Below are 20,355 nucleotides of genomic sequence, written 5' to 3'. Positions count from 1 at the left end.
TCGACGGTGCGGGTCAGCGGAATGCGGCGTGACCGGTCAGGGCGCGGCCGATCGAGAGCAGGTGCATCTCGCTGGTGCCCTCGTAGGTCAGCACCGACTCGAGGTTGTTGGCGTGCCGCAGCGGCGAGTACTCGAGGGTGATGCCGCTGGCGCCGAGAATGGTCCGGCATTCGCGGGCAATGGCCAATGCCTCGCGCACGTTGTTGAGCTTGCCGAGGCTGATCTGCTCGGGGGTGACACCGGACTCGTCCTTGAGGCGGCCGAGGTGCAGTGCGAGCAGGAAGCCCTTGCCGAGCTCGAGCGTCATGTCGGCCAGCTTCTCCTGGGTGAGCTGGTAGGCGGCGAGCGGGCGGTCGAAGACCTCCCGGGAGGCGGCGTAGTCCAACGCGGTCTCGAGGCTGTTCCGGGCCGCGCCGAGCGCGCCGAACACGATGCCGAAACGGGCCTCGTTGAGGCACGACAGGGGAGCCCCGAGGCCGCGGGCGAGGGGAAGCTCGGCCGAGCCCGGCAGGCGCACGTTGTCGAGGACCAGCTCGGAGGTCACCGAGGCCCGCAGCGACAGCTTGCGGTGAATCCTGTTGGCGGTGAAGCCGGGTGTGTCGGTGGGAACCAGGAACCCGCGGACACCCTCGTCGGTCTGGGCCCACACCGTGGCGACGTCCGCGAGATTGCCGTTGGTGATCCACATCTTGGTGCCGGTGAGGATCCAGTCCGAACCGTCCCGGCGGGCGCGGGTGCGCATTCCCGAAGGGTTGGACCCGAAGTCGGGTTCCGTCAGGCCGAAGCACCCGATGGCGTCTCCGGAGGCCAGGCGGGGCAGCCATTCCTGCTTCTGTTCGTCGGATCCGTAGCGGTGGATGGAGAACATCGACAGCGAACCCTGCACCGATACGAAGCTGCGGAATCCGCTGTCGCCGGCCTCGAGTTCCAGGCAGGCCAGGCCGTAGCTGACGGCGTTGGTGCCGGCGCAGCCGTACCCGTCCAGGTGCATGCCGAGGACGCCGAGGGCGCCGAACTCCTTCGCCACTTCCTTGGGCAGCGTCGCGGATTCGAACCAGTCGCCGACCTCGGGGACGAGCCGGGTCTCGACGAAGCGGCGGACGGTGGCGGCGATGTCGCGTTCGTCGGCGTCGAGCAGTGTGTCGGCGCCGAGGAGTTCGAGCGGTCGCAGCGGACCGGTCGTGCGGGCGGGTGCGGTGGTGGTCATGTGCTGGTCCTCGCGGAGTAGGGAGCGGTGGTGGTCAGAGGGCGGCGAACGCGTCGCGCAGCACCGAGAACGCCTCGGTGAGCAGCTCGTCGGAGATCGACAGCGGCGGCAGGAAACGGAGCACGTTCCCGAACGTGCCGGCGGTCAGGGTGAGGACCCCGTGGGCCTGGCAGTACCGGACGATCTCCGCGACGGCCTCGCGGTTGGGAGTGGTCGTACCGGGCTCGACGAGTTCGACGGCGATCATGGCGCCGCGTCCGCGGACGTCGCCGACGACGGGGTGGTGGGTGCCGATGTCGCGCAGTTCCCGCAGCATCAGCGCGCCGATTTCCTGAGCCCGGTCGAGCAGATGCTCCGCTTCGATCGTCTCGAACACCCCGAGGGCCGCCGCGCACGCCGCGGGGTTGCCGCTGTAGGTGCCGCCGATGCCGCCCGGGTGGGCGCGGTCCATGATCTCGGCCCGGCCGGTGACGGCCGCGAGCGGAAGTCCGCCGGCGAGTCCCTTCGCCGTGACGATCAGATCCGGCACCAGGCCTTCGTGCTCGCAGGCGAACCATGCTCCGGTGCGGGCGATGCCGGTCTGCACCTCGTCGGCGACGACGAGGATGCCGCGGTCCCGGCAGAAATCGGCGACGCGGCGGAGGAATCCGTCGGCGGGGACGATGAACCCGCCTTCGCCCTGGATGGGTTCGACGACGACGCACGCCACCTGGTCCGCGCCGATCTGGGCGTCGACGAGCAGCCGGAACTGCTCGAACGCCTCGTCCGCGGCGCGGTCGGGCCCGCTCGGCCACCGGTAGGGGTAGGCCATCGGCGCGCGGTAGACCTCCGGGGCGAACGGACCGAAGGAGTGCTTGTAGGGCTGGTTCTTCGCCGTCATGGTCATCGTCATCAGCGTCCGGCCGTGGAAGGCGTGGTCGAACGTGACCACGGCGGAACGACCGGTCGCCGCGCGGGCGTACTTCACGGCGTTCTCGACGGCCTCGCTGCCGGTGTTGAACAGTGCCGTGCGCTTGGCGTGGGTTCCGGGGGTCAGCCGGTTGAGGACCTCGGCAACCTCGATGTACGGCTCGTACGGCGTGGCGAGGAAGCAGGTGTGGGTGAACTGCTGCAGCTGCGCGGTGGCGCGTTCGACGACGCGCGGCGCGGAGTTGCCGACGGTGGTGACGGCGATGCCGGAACCGAGGTCGATGAAGGAGTTCCCGTCCACGTCGACGAGCACACCCCCGCCGCCCGCCGCCGCGTAGATTTCGGCGCCACTGGCCAGGCCCGCCGGCAGCGCGGCGGCACGGCGCTGCGCCAGCTCGCGGGACCTGGGGCCCGGGATTTCCGTCACGATGCGGCGTGCCTGCTCGAGTCCGGGCCCGCCCCGTACGAGTTCCACTGCGGTCATGTCCTTCTCCCTCCGTCGGTTTCCTCGAACTGTAGGGGCGAGAACGCCGGTCACTCATGGACCGGAAGTACAAGTTCCGCCGCATACATGGACATCGAGTACATGTCCGTCTCCAGGGGTCGCCCGCAGACTGGCGGCACACCACGGCCCACACCGGGTGATCGAAAGGACACGCCGATGACCACCGATACCGCCACCACGCATCGACACGAACCGCTGCCCACCGACGTCGCCGGGGCCGCGCGGCACCTCGCCGGGTCACGCGGGGAGCATCCGGCCCTCCTGTTCGTCGAGCGCGCTGCCCGCGACGGCGTCGCCGACGCCGTCATGAGGTGGCCGGGCCGCGATCCGTCGCTGTCCGACTCCGTCCACACCTTCGAACACTTCGGGCTGCGGATCGACGATCACGAACACCTGACGGGGGACGGCGAGGATCGCCGGGTGCATCGGTTCGCGTTCGTCACGCCCCCGGAGTGGGGGCCGGGTTCGCCTTGCCGGGTAGCGGCGGTCGTCGACGCCCATGCGCAGGGCCGCACCGTCGTCGACCGGTACGCCCGCCTCGCCGTCGTCGCCGATGTGGACGTGCGGGACATCGCCCTGGTCCGGGCCGCCGGCCGCTTCGCCCGCCAGGCCGGTCTGATCATGTCGGAGCGGTACATCGTCAATACCCTCTGCCGGCATCCAGGATTCGTCGAGGCCCTCGTCGCCTGCTTCGCCGCGCGCTTCGACCCGGACCGGCGCGACCGGGACGTCGCCGCCGAGCGGGCGGAGCGGGCGCTCGCCGCGCGGCGCGGCGCGGCGGAAAGCCTCGACGAGGACCGCATCCTGCGCAGCCTGGAGTCGTTCGTCACCGCCACCGTGCGCACCAACTGGTACCAGCGCGACGAACACGGCGCACCGAAATCGTACGGCGCATTCATGCTCGATTCCGGACGTCTCGCCGATCCAGGGCCCGTCGTCCCCCACCGCGAGATCTTCGTCCACTCGGACGACATGGAGGGCATCCACGTGCGGAGCGGCACCGTCGCCCGCGGCGGTGTGCGATTCTCGGACCGCCCGGAGGACTACCGCACCGAGGTACTCGGCCTGATGAAAACCCAGGTGGTGAAGAACGCTCCCATCGTCCCCGTCGGCGCCAAGGGCGCGTTCGTGCGGCGAAACCCGGATATCTCTCCGGCCCAGGCCTATTCGACGTTCATCCGGGGAATGCTCGATCTCGTCGACAATATCGTCGACGGGAAGATCGTGCACCCGGACCGTACGGTCGTCCACGGTGGGGACGACGGATATCTGGTGGTGGCCGCGGACAAGGGCACCGCCGCGTTCTCCGACCTGGCGAACTCCATCGCAGCGGAGTACGACTACTGGCTCGGCGACGCCTTCGCCTCCGGCGGATCCAGCGGATACGACCACAAGGCCATGGGCATCACCGCGCGCGGCGCGTGGGTCGCGGTTCGCGAGCACTTCGCCGACCTCGGTGTCGACGTGGACACCACCGAGGTGACGGCGGTGGGGATCGGAGACATGTCCGGCGACGTCTTCGGCAACGGGATGCTGCTCTCCCCGCACCTGCGCCTCGTCGGCGCGTTCGACCACCGCCACATCTTCCTCGACCCGGACCCGGACCCGGCCCGCGCCTACGCGGAGCGCCGCCGGCTGTTCGAGCGTCCCGGATCGAGCTGGGACGATGTCGACCGCGACGTCCTCTCGCCCGGCGGAGGGGTGTGGCCTCGCTCCGCGAAGTCCGTCACCGTCCCGGAACCCGCACGGCGCCTGCTCGGTCTGCCGCACCCCACCACCACCCCGAGCGAATTGATCAAGGCGCTGCTGACCGCACCGGTGGATCTGCTCTGGAACGGCGGCGTCGGCACCTACGTCAAGGCCACCTCCGAAAGTCACACGGATGCAGCCGATCCGGGTAACGACGACGTCCGCGTCGATGCCTCACAGCTCCGCTGCCGCGTCGTCGGCGAGGGCGGCAACCTCGGTTTCACGCAGCGGGCACGCATCGAGTTCTCGGCGGCGGGCGGCCGCATCAACGCGGACTTCATCGACAACGCGGCCGGCGTCGCCACCTCCGACGCCGAGGTGAACCTGAAGATCGCCCTCGAATCCGCCCGGCGCAGCGGACGTCTGACACTCGAGGAACGCAACCGCCTGCTCGGCGACGCCCGTGACGAGGTGGCCCGCACGGTGTTGCGCACGAGCCGGGACCAGTCGGTGGCGCTCGGGCTCGCCGTCTCGCGCGCGGCCCGGCTCCTCGGCCGGCACGAGCGGCTCATCAGCCACCTCGAGACCGGTGACGGGATCCGCCGCAGCACCGAGGTACTGCCCACGGTGCAGGAGCTGGCCGCGCGGGCCGGGGCCGGCCGCGGGCTGACCAGGCCGGAGATCGCGGTGCTGCTCGCGCGGTCGAAGAACGTCGTGTGCCGGGACCTGCTCGAGTCGGATGTGCCCGACGACCCCGTCTTCGCCGACGTCGCCCAGGCGTACTTCCCCGAACGCATGCGCGGACTGCTGCAGGACGAGATCCGGGATCATCCCCTGCGCCGCGAGATCGTCGCGACCCGGATCGCCTCCGACCTCGTCGACCACGTCGGACCGGGGATGATCTATCAGCTCGAGGAACGACTCGGGGTGCGCACGCCGGCGGTCGCACGGGCGTACGCGGTGATCCGGGCGGTGTTCGACACCGACCGGTTGTGGGCCGAGGCGCGGGACCGCCCCGGTTCCGGCGCCGAACGCTGGGCGCGGCTCGGCACCGTGCAGAATTTCGTCGAGCATGCGGCCTCGTGGATCCTGCGGCTGCGGCCGTCGCCGCTCGACGTGAGCGCCGAGATCACCCGGCTGCGTGCCGGAGTGGAGGACCTGCTGAGCGACACCGGGGCGGACGGGGGGCCGGACTTCCGGCTACTCGGCGAGTACCCGGCCCTGGTCGACACGGCGTACACGCTGAACTGCCCGGCGCGCACCGTCGCCCGGGTGCACGCCGGCACGGGTTCGCTGCTGGGGCTCGACGGGACGTCGCCGGACCTGTCCGCCGGATCCCACACCTGGTGGGACAGCACGGCGATCGCCACGGTGCGGGACGAGCTCGCCGAACGCCACCACGCCCTCGTCGCCGCGATCCTGCGCCGGGACGGCACCCCGATCGCTCCGGCCGACGTCGACGAGGTCCTGGCGCGGTGGCAGCGGCGGGTCCCGGACGCGATCGCCCGGGTGACGCGCCTGACCACCGAACTGCGCGAGGACGGGCTCGTCGATCTGCCGCGGGCGTGCACGCTCGGCGCGGAACTGCGCCTGCTCGTGCGCGAGAGTCATTGATTGTGGTGCCCTTTCGGATCGGGGGAGATCCGAAAGGGCGCCACGGCGGCGAGCCACCAGAGTGTCACGGCGGCGAGCCGCCACAGTGTCACGGCGGCGAGCCGCCACAGTGTCACGGCGGCGAGCCGCCACAGTGTCACGGCGGCGAGCCGCCTATATTTCGAGTTCGCCCATGCGGGACCACTCGACGCCGGGGATCTCGGTGTGGAGGATCCGCGGGGTCTCGCTCAGCGCCGGGCGCATGGCGTCGAGCCCCTTGCGGAAGTGGTCGGCACCGACGTGGGCGGCACCGGCCTCACCGTCGCGGAACGCCTCGACGAGCACGTACTCGGACGGGTCGTCCACGCTGCGCGACCACTCGAACCACAGATTGCCCGGTTCGGCCCGCGTCGACTCGGTGAATTCCTTTGTGAGGGCGACCCAGTCGTCCCGGTATTCGCGACGGACCCGGAACCTGACCACGATGAAGATCATTGCGCACTCCCTTCCTGTCGAGCCGTGGTGGGCACGGCGGCGGCCGGTTGCCTCGGAGGGAAGCGACCGACGAGGCCCGGCCGCCGCCGAGACGATCCCCCGGCGATCAGTAGATGTTGGACGGGCGGACCATGCCCTCGGCCAGGTCCCCGAAGCCGGGCGCGTGGATCGCCCCGGGGTTGCCGAAGACCTCCTCCACGATCGCGGTCTCGGTGGTGATGAGCAGCGCCGCGATGGACGCGGCGCTCTCGAGCGCGGCGCGGGTGACCTTGAACGGGTCGACGACGCCCTCGTCGAACATGTCGCCGTACTTGCCGGAGAGCGCGTTGAACCCGTGTCCCGACGGCAGCCCCGCGACGACCTCCACGACCTCGTCGCCGTCGAAGCCGGCGTTGACCGCGATCCACCGGAGCGGCTCGGGCAGGGCACGCCGCACCACGTCGCGGCCGATGCCTTCGTCGCCGGGCAGGTCGAGCTCGGCCAGCGCCCGGTGCGCCTGCCCCAGGGCGGTGCCGCCCCCGGCGACGATGCCGTCCTCGAGGGCGGCCCGGGTGGCGGCCAGGGCGTCCTCGACGCGCAGCATGCGTTCCTTGAGTTCGACGCTGGTGGCGCCGCCGACGCGGATGACGGCGACCCGCCCGGTGAGCCGGGCGATGCGCAGCTGGAGGCTGTCCTGGTCGGCGTCGATCCGGGCCCGTCCGAGCTGCGCCTCGAGCTGCGCGATCCGCGCATCGAGGAGACTCTGATCGCCGTGGCCGCCGACGATCGTCGTCTCGTTCTCGGTGACGGTGATGCGGTCGCAGGAACCGAGGTGCTCGGCCGTCACCTCGGACAGTTCGACGCCGGTGTCCTTGGCGACGACGTGCCCGCCCAGCGCGACCGCGAGGTCCTGCAGCTCGGCGACGCGCCGGTGCCCGAAGCCGGGCGCCCGCACGACGACGGACTGCATGGTGTTGTGCATGTTGCCGCCGACGAGGAGCTGCAGGGCGGGGCCGTCGACGTCCTCGGCCAGCACGACGAGGGGCCGATCGGCGCGCTTGGCCGCCTCGATGCTCGGCATGATCTCCTGCACCTGGGTGATCTTCTTGTTGGTCAACAGGATCAGCGGATTCTCGTGGACCGCTTCCATGCGTTCGGGGTTGGTCACCATGTAGCCGGAGATGTAGCCGTGGTCGAATTCGATGCCGTCGACGACGCTCACCGACATCCCGAGGGTCTCGCTCTCCTCGGTGGTGACGATGCCGGACCTGCCCACGTGGGAGACCGCCTCGGCGATGGCCTCGCCGATGGCCTCGTCGTCGCTCGCGGCGAGGGTCGCGATGCGCTCGAGATCCTTGCGTCCGTCGACCTGCACCGACCGGTCCCGCAGTGCCTCGACGACGACGGGAACGGTGCGTTCGATGCCGCGCCGCACCCGCATGGGATTGGCACCGGCGTCGACGGCCCGCATCCCCTCGCGGACCATGGCCTGCGCCAGCACGGTCGCGGTCGTGGTGCCGTCACCGACGACGCCGTTGGTCTTCATTGCCACTTCCTTGACCAGCTGCGCGCCCATGTTGGCGAACGGGTCCCGCAGCTGGATCTCGCGGGCGATCGTGACACCGTCGTTGGTGATGGTGGGTGGGCCGGTCAGCTTCTCGAGCACCGCGTTGCGGCCCTTGGGGCCGAGGGTCACCTTGACCGCGTCGGCGAGCGCGTTGACCCCGTACTCGAGAAGGAGGCGTGCCTCCTGGTTGAACCGCAGATCCTTGGCCATGGCTGGGTTTCCTTTCGTGCTGACTGTGCGGGGTGCGGTTCAGGGGACGAGGATCGCGCGGCCGCGGACCCGTCCCGCGTCGAGGTCGTCGATCGCCTGCTGGAACTGCTCGAGCGGATATTTCGTGGTGTGCAGCGTGACTTTTCCCTGGGCGGCGAGGGCCATGAGCTCCTGCAGGTCGTTGTAGGAGCCGACGAGATTGCCGATGAAGTTGATCTCGGTGGAGATCACGTCGATCGTGGGGACGTCGATGTTCTCGCCGTATCCGACCACGTAGTAGTTGCCGGCGCGGCGCAGCATCGCGACGCCGTCCCTCGTGGCGCCGCCCTCGCCGACGAAGTCCACGACGGCCTCGGCGCCGCGGCCGCCGGTCAGCTCGAGCACCTGCTGCACGTGGGTGCCGTCGGCGACGATGCCGTGGTCGGCACCGATCCCGACGGCCAGCGCGACGGCGGCCGGGTTGCGGTCCACCACGATCAGGGTCGCCGCGGAGACCGCCTTCAGGACCTGGATGCCGATGTGGCCGAGGCCGCCCGCGCCGATCATGACGCACACGTCGCCCGGTCGCGTCGCCCGCGCGGCCTTGGCGACCGCGTGGTAGGCCGTGAGCCCGGCGTCGGCGAGGGCTGCGACGTCGGACGGCTCGAGCGAGTCGTCGATCCGGACCACGCTGCGCGCGGTGGTGCGCAGGTACTCGGCGTAGCCACCGTTGGTGTCGATGCCGGGGAACCGGCTGTTCTCGCAGTGCACGTCGTCGCCGAACCGGCACGCGCGGCAGAGTCCGCACGTGATGAGGGGGTGGAGGATGACCTTGTCGCCGACGGCGACGTTGGTGACGGCGTCGCCGACGGCGTGGACCCAGCCGGCGTTCTCGTGGCCGATCGTGTACGGCAGGACGACGCCGCTCTTCTCGGCCCACTGCCCCTCGAGGATGTGGATGTCGGTGCGGCACACGCCCGCTCCGCCGATGCGGACGACGACGTCGAGCGGGCCCTCGATCTTCGGCTCGGGGATCTCCTCGAGCTGGAGCTTGGTGTGGTACCCCACCACCTGCACGGCCTTCATGACACTCTCCTGACGATTGCGGAACAACTGGTTCGGACGTCGGCGACCCGGGGTGTTGCCGATCCGCCGTCGCTGTCGGCGTACCGGGTCGCGAGCAGCCCGCGGCAGAAGTGTGCGTTCCCCTCCATGGAGATCCGCACGGACTTGGCGAACCGCAGCCGCATCGGTACCGCCTCACGGGGGATCGGCCGCCCGTCGTCGTCGACGAACACCCGGCTGGCCGGGCACAGGCTCAGGCCGATGTCGAGCCGCCGGCGTATCAGGGCCGCCTTCTGCCGGCCGGGCGGGATGTCGCTCAGCGTCAGCGACGGGATGTCGTCGACGGTGAGCTCCGAGTGCTTCAGCAGGTTCTCGAGGCAGCGTTCCAGGGCGGCGAGGTGCGCCTTGCGCCGGAACGTGCGGCGCAACTCGTCGAGGTTCTCCTCCGCCTCGGAGCCGAAGGTGCCCCGGTAGCCGGCGTCAGCGGCGAGCCCGCGGTTGATCTTGCCGCTGTCGTGGTGGTCGTCGAGGAGGATCCGCACGTGCCCGATGTCCTCGATCGCCCGCAGGGCGTCCTGCGCGTCGGATGCCATGAGGTAGGCGAAGTTCGGCGAACAGAACGCGGTGGGCAGCCGCAGGTGCACGGTCACCCCGTCGTCGTCGAGGACCACCGACCGCACGAAGCCGAGATCGGTGATCGGTTCGTCCAGTTCGGGATCGACCACGGTGCCGAGCGCGGCGAGCACGTCGCTGCCCGACACCGGAGCCGCGGTCACGACGACACCGCCTGCTGGGCTCCCGCGGCGACCTCGACCCCCTCCTGTCCGGCCGGCTCGGGCAGCCGCAGGTGTTCCGGGACGTCGATGTCGTAGAGCGCCGCGGCGTTGAGGCCGAGGATCTTCTTCTTCTGTTCGACGGTGATCGGCGCGTATTCGGTCATGTCCTCCGGGATCTGGAAGTCCACGAACTTCTCGATCAGCCACTTCGGGGTCCACAGCGCGTAGTCGCTGGCGAACAGGATCTTGTCCTCGCCGATCCAGTAGAGCAATTCGCCGATGATCTGGGCGAAGTACCGGGGACGGGTGTGGATGAACGGCATCGCCACGGCCAGACCGCCGTACACGTTGGACTCCTGGGTGGCGATCCAGCAGAAGTCCTCGAGCCGGGGCAGGCCCACGTGTTCGACGACGAAGCGCAGATCGAGGTAGTCGGTGGCGACCTTGTCCACGTCGGCGACGTCGAAGGCGTCACGGTCCAGCGGCCGGATGGTGGGGCCCTTGTGCACGTGGATGTTCTTGATCCCCAGCTCGATGCACTCCTCGAGGTAGCGCCTCGACCACGGGTCGTCGAGCTTGTATCCGCGGGAGTCGCCGTGCCATTCGGCGGTGTAGAGCTTGACGCCCTGGAGGTTCATCCGTTCGGCGTCCCGGCGCAGCTGTTCGAGGCCGGCCTCCCCGTAACGGGGATCGTAGGCATGGTTGTACGTGAGCTTGTCGGGGTGCTTGCGGGTGAGCCCGAACGCCTCCTCGGTCTGCCCGAACCCGTTGCGGTAGAAGTCGCTCAACAGGGTGGCCTGGAAGATCGCGTGGTCCACGTGACCGTCCACGAACAGGTCCTTCATGAGGCGTTCGCCGCCGTAGTAGGTGTAGGTGTCGTAGTCCCACACCTCCTCCTCGGGGCTGAGGTTCTTGTGGTAGTCGTAGAAGCAGTCGATGAACTGCCGCCCGTGCACGTTCTTCTGGTTCGACTCGCGGCCGTCCCAGATGTGCACGTGCCCGTCCACGATGAAGTACTGCTGCCCGTCCTTCTCGTACATCGCTTCCCTCGTTCTGTCGTGTGCCGGTGGTGGATCGGGAGCCGTCCGGGCCCGGTCTGCGGGCCCGGACGGCCGCGGTCAGTGCGCCGTGAGATCGAATCCGATGTACTCGGCGGCGTCCTCGGGACTGGCGAAGAGCATGGTCTTGTCATCGAGGTGCACCATGCGCCCGTAGTGGGTGGAGCTGATCTCCTCGAAGACGGAGCCGTCGAAGTCGGAGCCGAGAGCGTCGGTGAGTTCCTCGTAGTCGAACTCGAGGCGGTTGACGCCGTCGACGCGGATCATCGACGGGTACTCCGTCAGCTGCACGCCGTCCTTGGCGCCCATGACCTCGGCGACCACGCGGCCGATCGGGGTGTTCATCAGGGTGACGCCACACATGTTGGAGAACTCGGTGGCCGATCCGAATTGCATGCTCACTTGTCCAGCTCCTTCGCGATGTCGAGCCCGATGTCCTCGAGCAGGGAACGGAACTTCGCCTCGGCCGCCTCGAGGCTGGAGGCGAAGGTGACCGCCTTGTCGGCCGGCTGCGACCAGATCGGCTGCAGGGCGCGCGCGGCGTCGAGGCAGCGCGGCACCCAGGTCGCCAGCCAGGTCCCGAACAGCTCCCTGTTCGATTCGCCGAACTGCTCGTCGCGGGTGAGCAGCCGGAAGAGGTTGCGCGTGTACGCGAGATCCCGGTCGTAGTCGTGCTCACCGGTGCCGACGATCGTCGGCGTGATGTAGTCGCCGTTGCGGGCGGCGATCTGCATGACCAGTTCGCTGCGGAACAGCGAGCCGACAAGCTGCTCGAAGACGATGTTGGTGGCGAAGAGCAGCTCGCACCAGTCCGGCACCGCGGTGAGCCGTTCGACGACCTCGCGGGTGGGCTGCCATTCGGGCGCCGACTGCCAGACCTCCTTGTGGGCGGCCCCGTCGAACGGTATCCCGGCCTCGGACAAGTCGAGGTTGAACAGCGCGAGGTCCTGCGCGAACCGCATCTTGTGTGCCGCGTTGACCGCCACCGCGGTGTTGATCATGTTCGTGGGCCCGGACCGCTGGATGGAGGTGAACACGTGCAGCGCCAGGCCGTTCTCGGCGTGCATCCAGGCGCCGAGGTTGCGCTCGATGAACTTCAGCCACGGCGTGTTCCAGCCGTCGTAGGCGCGGGCGCGCTTGGCGTTCTGCAGGCACAGATCGACCTGGCGCACGACCGCCGCGTTGTTGCGGTAGATCGTCTGGTCCCACTCCTCGTTCGGGTCGAGGAAGGCGTGCCAGTTCGACGACTTCGCGGCCGTCCATTCCTTCGGGTATCCGCCCGGTCCGTCGCCGAAGCCGTAGATCCAGCCCTGCGACAGGTGCCGCTCGGGATCGGGCTGCACGTCGACGGTGACGTCCTCGTACATCGTCGACCGCTTCTTGGCCGGCGTGTAGTAGGTGAAGGTGCGGCTGCGGGAGCTGGGAAAGTCCAGCGCGCCGGCTTCGGAGTCGGTGAACTCGATCTTCGGGAAGCTACGGTGCTTGGAGTCGGTAGATGCGGTCATCTCGTTTCTCACTTCTGTCGGTGAAGGAGCAGGGTGGTTTCCTACGGCGCCTACTCGAAGGCGGGGCTGGTGAACTTGTCGTAGAAGATCTGGTCTTTCGGGGTGTTGTGCACCTCGAGCAATTCCAGGGCTGCATCGACCATGGGGGGTGGCCCGCACAGGTAGACCTCGCTCCGATGGATGTCCGGCTCGCGGCGGTCCACGATGTCGGTGACGTTGCCTTCCTCGACCTCCGGGAGTCCGGACGGCACCGGCTCCGCCGACTCCGAGAGGCAGGGCACGAACACGAAGTCCGTCAGGGTCTTTCCCAGTTCGAGGATCTCTTCGAGGTAGAACAGATCCGCCGGCGTGCGGGCACCGTAGTAGAACCGGACGGGCCGGGTGCTGCCGGTCTCGCTCATGTGCCGCAGGAGCGAGAGGATCGGGGCCATGCCGGCGCCGCCGCCGATGAAGACCACCGGCAGGACGTGACCGTCCTTGAGGGTGAAGGATCCGTACGGTCCGGTCAGGGTGATCTCGTCGCCCACCGAGATGCCGTCCTCGAGCAAGCCGGCGAACTTGCCACCGGGGTACTTCTTGATGAGGAACTCGACATGTCCCGGCGTCGATCGGGTCGTCGCCATGGAGAAGGACCGATGTTCCTCGGTTCCCGGTATCTGCAGGTCGGAGTACTGACCAGGTTTGAACTCGTACTCCGTGGGTTCGACGGGCTGCAGTTGCAGCGACACAATGTCCTTGGTCATCGGCTCGATCGCGGTGATCCGGGTGCGCACTTCTTGGATGGGGATACCACCCAGGAGTTCGTCCTCGTCGAAATTGAGCAGTTCGATGGTGCAGTCGCTGTATGCAGTCGAGCGGCAGAGCAGTACGTGCCCCTCGTCGGTCTCGGCGTCGTTGCAGGCGAACGTCGAATAGTCCTCCATCTGGATGTCGCCGTCGAGGACAAAGGATTTGCAGGCCGAGCAACGCCCCTCGCGGCAGCCGTGCATCAGATGGATGCCCTGCCGGAAGGCGGCGTCGAGGATGTACTCGTCCTCGCCGACTTCCATCTCGATGTCGACGGGCTCGAAATTGATGCGGTGCTTGTCGGCCACGGGGGTGTCTCCTGGGCTCGTGGAATGAATGGTGAGGCGGTGGGTGGCGCCGGAGTGGCCGCGGCGCCACCCACCGAGCCTGAATCAGGCAGGAACTGCGCCGCCGGCGCGGTACGCGGCGATGTGGGCGTCGCGTTCTGCGTCGGACATCTGGTTCAGCAACACGTTCGGGCTCTGGAAGGTGTTGCCCCGCACGTCGTCGAGGGTCCACATCTTCTTCGGGTCGAGGTCGAGGTGCGGCTGACCGACGAGGGTCTTGCCGTCGTCGCGCACGTACCCGAGGTCCTGCACGATGTCGGCGAGATCCTTGTCGTGGTGCAGGGTCTCCCATTCACGGAAACCGGTGAGGCGGCCCATGTTCGGGGTGGGACGTCCCTCGTACTCGCTGCGGAACGCGACGGCGTCGGTCCAGTAGCAGGTCTCCGAGCAGTAGGTCCGCCACTGGTCGTCCACCTTCTCCACGACCATGTCCTCGCGGATGAGGGCGGGCACCATGCACGTCCAGCAGCGGTGCGGGTACTGGTATCCCACCTCCTCGAACGCGATCGGCTTGTTGCGGCCGGGGTAGGCGAGGCGGTTGTAGTTCTCCCACCACTTGCCGTACTTGGAATACCAGCCCGGGTACTTGTGCTCGAACCACTCGAAGTCCGCGTCGGTCATGGCGTCGATCCGCCAGTAGTTCACCGGCCAGCCCGTCGCGAAGAACCGGGCCACCTCGTGGACGTAGCCCTTCTCGGTGATGCGCTTCCACGCCTCCTCGACGAGGTCGTGCGGAATGGTCAGCCCGTACTTCTCGAGCGGGATGAGGTAGCTGCGGTAGTAGTCGTCGTAGATCCACCGCCGCCACATCTCGGCGTAGCTCTCGCGATCCTTGCGGCGGTCCTTGGTGCCGTACTCGATGAAGGTGCCGATCGCGGCGTCGACCACGCAGTGGTTGTTCCACCACGCGTAGCGCAGGTCCCGCTCGAGCAGCGGCCGGTTCCGCTCGTCGGCCAGCGCCATGAGCAGGATCGAGTAGCCGTTGGAGATGTGCCGCGACTCGTCGGACTGCACCGAATGGAACACGGTGGGCAGCAGGTAGTCGCCGTTGGCGGCCGCCTCGTCGGGCATCGCCACGAACAGGGTGTTCGTGAAGGCCGTCTCCGCGACCACGGTCAGGTAGATGTTGGCCGCGGTGATCGCGTCACCGGTGATGAAGCCCTCCCCGAACTGCCGGCCGATGGTGCCCGCGTAGTTGTTCGCGAACGCCTTCTCGGTCATGTCGAACCCGGCGGGGTCGATGTAGTTGTTCATGTAGAGCTTCTTGAGGTTCATCTGGATCGTCGAGTGACGAACCTCGTCGATCATCTGCACGGCGAGCCCGTTGTGGATCTCGGGGTTGGGCACCGCGTCGATGGCCATCGGCATCGCGCGGGCCGCCGAGATCTCCGGGAACGGGATGATCGAGAGGAACAGCTTCTGCCACTCCAGCCAGCGCTGCTGGACCTGCCGGAACATGTTCCCGCGGATGGCGCCGTCCATCGCGCCGTAGACCCGGTTGTCCTTCTCCTCCTCCATGGGGAAGTAGGACCGCATGATCTGCTTGAGAGGGTCCTTCTTGGGGGCCTTCTCGAACGTGTAGTCGGTGCCGAAGCGGGTGGCCGGCGTCGCGAACGTCGGTTCCCACGACAGCTCGGTGATCTTCGCATGGGCCTTGGTCAGGCTCTGCCTACTCAATGTGCGCCTCCTGGATCGGGAGCCGGCTCGGTGCCAGCCGTGGACGGTGGGGTGTGGATGCAGATACAACCCGCGGGCGCCACCCCGATCTGTCTCAATGTGAGACGCAGGTCACATTCGGCACAATTACCCTTGTGGACGCAGGGCCCGATGAGAATGTCCCCGTGACAACTCCAGACGACCGGGAGACCGAGGTGGGTGAATTCAGCCGAAGCAGTTCCCAGGACCACACGTCACTCCGGGAGGCACGCGAGGCGTTCCACTCGGCCGATCAGGCCGCGGACGATCCCGGCGACCGCCGGGTCCGGAACTGGCTGCGGGTCTCGTGGCTGCGGTCTCGGGCGGCGAAGGTCGACGTGGACCGCCCGAGCGCCGGCTACGTCGAACCGCTCCCGGTCGACACCGTCCTCACCCGCGCGGCCCGCCCGGTGCTGTCCGCGCTGTCGGCGGAGATCGAGAACGAGCCGGTGTCCCTGATCCTCACCGACGCCAAGGGCACCGTGCTCAGCCGCTACGGCGGCGACCGCGGCCTGCTGACCGCCCTGGACCGGGTCGACCTCGCTCCCGGCTTCCGCTACGCCGAGTCCCAGGTGGGGACCAACGGCATCGGGACCGCGCTCGAGGTCGGTGCACCCCTGCTGATCCGGGGGGACGAGCACTACAGCGGGCACCTGCGGTTGTTCTCCTGCGCCGGGGCCCTGGTGACGCACCCGATCACCGGGACACTCCTCGGCGTCGTGGACCTGACCACCAAGACCGAGAACACGAACTCGCTGCTGTTGTCCTTCGCCAAGCTGGCCGCCACCCGCATCAGGGAACGGATCCTCGAGGAGGCCAACGAACTGGACCGGGCCCTCCTGCACGACTACCACGCGGCCTGCCAGCATTCGGGTCGCCCGGTCATCGCCGTCGGCGACGAGGTCCTGATGATGAACGCCCAGACCCAGCAGCAGTTCGACTCACGCGACCAGGCCGCGATCATCGACCGGACCCGCGACGCCCGCGGGCGGGCCGAACCGTTCACGATGCTCGCCGACCTGCCGAGCGGGATCACGGCGCGGCTGTCCTACCAGCCGACCTTCGTCGAGGACAGGCTCGCGGGCGGGGTCGTGCGGATCAAGGAGCAACTCGCCCGGACCCGGAGCCCGCGCGCCGCGAAGCAGCCGGCGTTGCGCGCGCTGGCCGGTCGCAGCGCGCAGTGGCAGCACACCGTCCACGGCGTCGTCGAGGCCTGCCGGCGACGGGAATGGCTCGTGCTCGACGGCGAGCCCGGAGTCGGCAAGACCGCGCTGATCCGGGCCGCGCACGAGCACGTCCGGAGCGACCGCGGCCTCGCGGTGCTCGACGCGGCCGCGGTCGACGGCGGGGAGCTGCTGGAGCAGGCGTCGGCTACGCTCGAGGGCGGCTCCGACCTGGCGGTGCTGCACGCCCATGCGCTCGGCGACGACGATCTCGCCGGTCTCGGCCAGCTCCTGCAGACCGTCACGCCGGACACCCTTCCGGACGACCCGTGGGTGGCGCTGACCATGCAACCCCCGCAGGAGGAGAGCGACACCCACTCCCTGCTCCGACTCTTTCCGAAGACGCTCTCCGTTCCCCCGCTGCGCCATCATCTCGAGGACGTCCCCGAGCTGGTGCGCTTCCTCCTCGACGCCGCCGGCGCCACCGACCTCACGCTCTCGCCGGCCGCGGCGAACCAGCTCATGCGACTGTCGTGGCAGGGGAACGTGACCCACCTGCGCAGCGTCCTCGAGGAGACCTGCCGGCGCCGCCGCTCGGGGACCGTCGAGATCGGCGACCTGCCCGCCGAGTGCCGGGCGACGACCCGCCGGAACCTGACCCGGCTCGAGTCCCTCGAGCGGGACGCGATCGTGGACGCACTGGCCCTGCACGGAGGCGACAAGGCGGCGGCCGCGAAGGCGCTCGGCATGTCGCGGGCGACGATCTACCGCAAGATCCGCGAGTTCGGCATCACCCTCTGATTCCGAATATCAAGTGCCCGTGTCAAATTGAGACACCGGGACACCGCTCCTCAGGAAACACTGCTGAGCGCAGAGACGTTCGCCCCGCCAGCCTGGGGTGACCAGACAGGAGTGATCGATGACCGACCACAACGGACTCACCACCGCCGCCGGCGCGCCGGTGCCGGACAACCAGAACAGTCTCACGGCCGGGGCGCGCGGACCCATGCTGCTCCAGGACGTGTGGTTCCTCGAGAAGCTCGCGCACTTCGACCGCGAGGTCATCCCCGAACGACGGATGCATGCAAAGGGTTCCGGAGCATTCGGCACCTTCCGCGTCACGCACGACATCACCCGGCACACCAGGGCCGCAGTGTTCTCCGCCGTGGGCAAGCAGACCGAGGTGTTCGTCCGGTTCTCCACGGTCGCGGGGGAGCGCGGTGCCGCCGACGCCGAACGCGACATCCGCGGCTTCGCCGTCCGCTTCTACACCGAGGAGGGCAACTGGGACGTCGTCGGCAACAACACGCCGGTGTTCTTCTTCCGCGACCCGCTCAAGTTCCCCGACCTCAATCACGCCGTGAAGCGGGACCCCCGGACCAATCTTCGCGATCCCGAGAACAACTGGGACTTCTGGACCAACCTGCCGGAGGCACTGCACCAGGTCACGATCGTCATGTCCGACCGCGGCATCCCCGACGGGTACCGGCACATGCACGGATTCGGCTCGCACACCTTCTCGTTCGTCGATGCCGAGGGCACCCGTTCGTGGGTGAAGTTCCACTTCCGCACCCAGCAGGGCATCAGGAACCTCACCGACGAGGAGGCCGCGGCCGTGATCGCCGGCGACCGCGAATCCGCCCAGCGGGACCTGTACGAGGCGATCGAATCCGGCAACCACCCGAAGTGGACACTGTACGTGCAGATCATGCCCGAGGCCGACGCGGCGGCGTACCGGTACCACCCCTTCGACCTGACCAAGGTGTGGTCCAAGAAGGACTACCCGCTCATCGAGGTCGGCGAGCTGGAACTGAACCGCAATCCGGACAACTACCACGCCGACGTCGAACAGGCCGCCTTCTCCCCGGCGAACATCGTTCCCGGCATCGGGTTCTCACCCGACCGGATGCTCCAAGGCCGGCTGTTCTCGTACGGGGACGCCGCGCGCTACCGGCTCGGCGTGAACCACCACCAGATCCCGGTGAACTGCCCCCGGGCCGCCGCGCACGTGAACTCCTTCCACCGCGACGGCGCGATGCGCGTGGACGGCAACCAGGGCAGCGTCCCGAGCATCGAACCGAACTCGTACGGCCGCTTCCGGGAGCAGCCCGAGTACGCCGAACCGCCGCTCGCGGTGGGCGCGGTCGCGGACCGGTTCGACCATCGGGCGGACGACGAGAACTATTTCGAGCAGCCGGGAATCCTGTTCCGCGGCATGTCCGCCGAGCAGCAGACCGTGCTGTTCGAGAACACCGCGCGTGCCATCACAGGGGCATCGGCGGCGACGATCGAGCGGCACATCGCCAACTGCACCCAGGCCGATCCGGCCTACGGCGAGGGAGTTCGCAAGGCCTGCGAGGCACTCGGCGCGCTGTGAGTCCCGTGGTGTCCCCCGGCCCCGTGCGGGTGCGGGGGACACCGCCTCACCCCAGCCAGTCCAGTACCGCGGCGGCGGTCCACGACTGCTGCATGCTGCCGAGCGGCTCGCCGGTGAACGGCTCGTAGTACTCGGCGAACGAGCCGTCGCTGGCCTGCCGCAGACCCTCCGCTCGCAGCAGGTGAGCGCGCTCCGCCCACCCGCGGCGGGCGAACGTCCACGAGAACAGCCACGTCATCACCGGCCACACCGGCCCGCGCCAGTACTCGCGCGGACGGAAATCCCGGGAGACGGGGGAGGTGGACGGCGGCACCGCGTAGCGCAGGTCGGGGTGGCCGCAGAACTTCGGGCCCTCGAAGGTGCGCAGCAGGGCCCGTTCGGTGCCGCGGGGCAGGCCACCGCACAACAACGGCGCGAACATCGCGAGCGTGTCGGTGGCCATCCAGCGGCCGCTGCGCAGGTCGAAGTCCTTGGCGGCGCCGGTGCGCGGATCGGTGGTGTCGAGCACGCCGCGGCGGAACCGGTCGGCGTACTCGTGCAGCTCGCGGACGTCGGCGTTCGGACGCGAATGCTCCTCCCCGATGACGGCGAGCACGTCGCACGCGAGCGCGAACACGGCACTGACGAACACGTCCTCGACGGCGAAGCTCATGGCCGTGGCCAGGGCGTCGTCGTCGTAGCGCACTTCCTTCATCTCCTCGAGCAGCCACAGGTAGCGGGCGTACTCGGCGTCCGTCGGCCGCTGACTCGGGTCGCCGACGTGGGCGAGGTCCTCGCGCCGGAACGTCGGCACCGCGCCGGCGACGACGTTCGCGTAGGCCGCGTCCCACCGGGGCGAGTTGTCCATGCCCGATTCCCAGCCGTGGTAGAGCGCGATGCGGCCGTTGCCGTCGAGGTCCCGGGCGCGGGCCAGCCACCGGTGCCAGCGCACCAGGTCGGGCCAGCGGCGGTCGAGGAACTCCTCGGCGACGGCGCGGGTGCTGCGGCCGTGCCGGCGGCTGTGGTCGAGGATGCGCTGCACCGCGATGGCGTGCACGGGCGGCTGGGTGATGCCCGACGTCTGCGGGCCCAGTGGCGCGGCGGCGGCGAGATCGGTACAGGCCCAGCGCGCCGGACCCGGAAAGTAACCGTCCACCCCGCTCGCGAACACGATGTGCGGGATCATGCCGTTGCGCCACTGCGCCGAGAGCAGGGTGTCGAGTTCGACGACGGCCCGCTCGACGCTCAACGGGGCCAGCCCCACCGCGACGAACGCCGCGTCCCAGCTCCACATGTGCGGATACAGCTTCGGGGCGGCACTGGTCATCGTGCCGAGGTCGTTACCGCGCAGCAGGTAGGCAGCCCGCGCGGCGAGCTGGGTGTGGGTGAATCCGCGGTCCGGCATCGCATCATTGTGCGACCGTCCCGGCGTGGGCGCGCGCCGAGGGGCAGGTGGACCGCCCGTCGCGGG

16 protein-coding genes are annotated in these 20,355 nt (G+C 69.0%); 3 read left to right on the top strand and 13 right to left on the bottom strand.

Annotated features, from left to right (window positions below; all coding sequences use genetic code 11):
- Positions 1-13: 13 nt before the first annotated feature.
- Entirely contained in the window at positions 14-1,207 is a 1,194-nt protein-coding gene (locus OCS65_RS01650) for an acyl-CoA dehydrogenase family protein (RefSeq protein WP_006932150.1), read from the bottom strand.
- A gap of 34 nt (positions 1,208-1,241) precedes the next feature.
- Entirely contained in the window at positions 1,242-2,600 is a 1,359-nt protein-coding gene (gene gabT / locus OCS65_RS01645) for a 4-aminobutyrate--2-oxoglutarate transaminase (RefSeq protein ID WP_029546739.1), read from the bottom strand.
- Positions 2,601-2,777: 177 nt separating this feature from the next.
- Between gabT and OCS65_RS01640 the strand changes: the two genes are divergently transcribed.
- Positions 2,778-5,924, top strand: a complete 3,147-nt coding sequence (locus OCS65_RS01640; protein WP_231772249.1) for an NAD-glutamate dehydrogenase domain-containing protein — start codon at positions 2,778-2,780, stop codon at positions 5,922-5,924.
- Here the strand turns inward: OCS65_RS01640 and OCS65_RS01635 are convergent.
- From OCS65_RS01635 to OCS65_RS01590, 10 genes are all read right to left on the bottom strand, one after another.
- Entirely contained in the window at positions 5,918-6,064 is a 147-nt protein-coding gene (locus tag OCS65_RS01635; protein ID WP_263508558.1) for a hypothetical protein, read from the bottom strand. The two genes, OCS65_RS01640 and OCS65_RS01635, sit on opposite strands and share 7 nt — an antisense overlap.
- 13 nt (positions 6,065-6,077) lie before the next feature.
- A complete protein-coding gene (locus OCS65_RS01630) occupies positions 6,078-6,398 on the bottom strand; it encodes a putative quinol monooxygenase (RefSeq protein WP_029546742.1) in 321 nt (106 codons plus the stop codon).
- Positions 6,399-6,504: 106 nt separating this feature from the next.
- Complete coding sequence (groL, locus tag OCS65_RS01625; RefSeq protein ID WP_006932131.1) at positions 6,505-8,154, bottom strand: chaperonin GroEL; 1,650 nt, start codon at positions 8,152-8,154, stop codon at positions 6,505-6,507.
- Between the two features lie 39 nt (positions 8,155-8,193).
- Positions 8,194-9,219: an NAD(P)-dependent alcohol dehydrogenase gene (locus OCS65_RS01620; RefSeq protein ID WP_029546743.1), complete on the bottom strand. Its 1,026-nt coding sequence runs from the start codon at positions 9,217-9,219 to the stop codon at positions 8,194-8,196.
- The gene (locus OCS65_RS01615) at positions 9,216-9,974 is read right to left on the bottom strand and encodes an iron-sulfur cluster assembly protein (RefSeq protein ID WP_006932129.1); all 759 of its coding nucleotides are present in this window, start codon (positions 9,972-9,974) and stop codon (positions 9,216-9,218) included. Before OCS65_RS01615 ends, OCS65_RS01620 begins: the two co-directional genes overlap by 4 nt.
- On the bottom strand, positions 9,971-11,014 hold the full coding sequence (locus OCS65_RS01610; protein WP_029546744.1) for an amidohydrolase family protein: 1,044 nt from the start codon (positions 11,012-11,014) through the stop codon (positions 9,971-9,973). The genes OCS65_RS01615 and OCS65_RS01610 overlap by 4 nt, the downstream gene beginning before the upstream one ends.
- Before the next feature lie 78 nt (positions 11,015-11,092).
- Entirely contained in the window at positions 11,093-11,434 is a 342-nt protein-coding gene (gene mimD, locus OCS65_RS01605; protein WP_029546745.1) for a propane 2-monooxygenase effector subunit MimD, read from the bottom strand.
- Positions 11,431-12,537 (bottom strand): aromatic/alkene monooxygenase hydroxylase subunit beta, encoded by a 1,107-nt coding sequence (locus OCS65_RS01600; RefSeq protein ID WP_029546746.1) that lies wholly within the window; start codon positions 12,535-12,537, stop codon positions 11,431-11,433. Before OCS65_RS01600 ends, mimD begins: the two co-directional genes overlap by 4 nt.
- A 50-nt stretch (positions 12,538-12,587) precedes the next feature.
- The gene (locus tag OCS65_RS01595; RefSeq protein WP_043801009.1) at positions 12,588-13,631 is read right to left on the bottom strand and encodes a 2Fe-2S iron-sulfur cluster-binding protein; all 1,044 of its coding nucleotides are present in this window, start codon (positions 13,629-13,631) and stop codon (positions 12,588-12,590) included.
- An 84-nt stretch (positions 13,632-13,715) separates the two neighbouring features.
- Complete coding sequence (locus OCS65_RS01590; protein WP_029546748.1) at positions 13,716-15,347, bottom strand: ferritin family protein; 1,632 nt, start codon at positions 15,345-15,347, stop codon at positions 13,716-13,718.
- A gap of 164 nt (positions 15,348-15,511) precedes the next feature.
- Between OCS65_RS01590 and OCS65_RS01585 the strand changes: the two genes are divergently transcribed.
- Positions 15,512-17,329: a sigma-54-dependent Fis family transcriptional regulator gene (locus OCS65_RS01585; RefSeq protein ID WP_029546749.1), complete on the top strand. Its 1,818-nt coding sequence runs from the start codon at positions 15,512-15,514 to the stop codon at positions 17,327-17,329.
- A 118-nt stretch (positions 17,330-17,447) separates the two neighbouring features.
- Positions 17,448-18,905 (top strand): catalase, encoded by a 1,458-nt coding sequence (locus OCS65_RS01580; protein WP_029546750.1) that lies wholly within the window; start codon positions 17,448-17,450, stop codon positions 18,903-18,905.
- 46 nt (positions 18,906-18,951) lie between these two features.
- Here OCS65_RS01580 and ggh read toward each other — a convergent pair whose 3' ends face one another.
- Positions 18,952-20,289, bottom strand: a complete 1,338-nt coding sequence (ggh, locus tag OCS65_RS01575) for a glucosylglycerate hydrolase (protein WP_006932115.1) — start codon at positions 20,287-20,289, stop codon at positions 18,952-18,954.
- Positions 20,290-20,355: the final 66 nt, after the last annotated feature.

Origin of the sequence: Rhodococcus aetherivorans, from assembly GCF_025722975.1 — a bacterium.
Taxonomy (GTDB): domain Bacteria; phylum Actinomycetota; class Actinomycetes; order Mycobacteriales; family Mycobacteriaceae; genus Rhodococcus; species Rhodococcus aetherivorans.
This window is presented reverse-complemented; position numbering and strand designations above follow the sequence as displayed.

Excerpts from the sequence above, each read along its gene's own strand:
- OCS65_RS01650 (WP_006932150.1), bottom strand. The coding sequence starts at position 1,207 with ATGACCACCACCGCACCCGCCCGCACGACCGGTCCGCTGCGACCGCTC.
- gabT (WP_029546739.1), bottom strand. The coding sequence starts at position 2,600 with ATGACCGCAGTGGAACTCGTACGGGGCGGGCCCGGACTCGAGCAGGCA.
- OCS65_RS01640 (WP_231772249.1), top strand. The coding sequence starts at position 2,778 with ATGACCACCGATACCGCCACCACGCATCGACACGAACCGCTGCCCACC.
- OCS65_RS01630 (WP_029546742.1), bottom strand. The coding sequence starts at position 6,398 with ATGATCTTCATCGTGGTCAGGTTCCGGGTCCGTCGCGAATACCGGGAC.
- groL (WP_006932131.1), bottom strand. The coding sequence starts at position 8,154 with ATGGCCAAGGATCTGCGGTTCAACCAGGAGGCACGCCTCCTTCTCGAG.
- OCS65_RS01620 (WP_029546743.1), bottom strand. The coding sequence starts at position 9,219 with ATGAAGGCCGTGCAGGTGGTGGGGTACCACACCAAGCTCCAGCTCGAG.
- OCS65_RS01610 (WP_029546744.1), bottom strand. The coding sequence starts at position 11,014 with ATGTACGAGAAGGACGGGCAGCAGTACTTCATCGTGGACGGGCACGTG.
- OCS65_RS01600 (WP_029546746.1), bottom strand. The coding sequence starts at position 12,537 with ATGACCGCATCTACCGACTCCAAGCACCGTAGCTTCCCGAAGATCGAG.
- OCS65_RS01580 (WP_029546750.1), top strand. The coding sequence starts at position 17,448 with ATGACCGACCACAACGGACTCACCACCGCCGCCGGCGCGCCGGTGCCG.
- ggh (WP_006932115.1), bottom strand. The coding sequence starts at position 20,289 with ATGCCGGACCGCGGATTCACCCACACCCAGCTCGCCGCGCGGGCTGCC.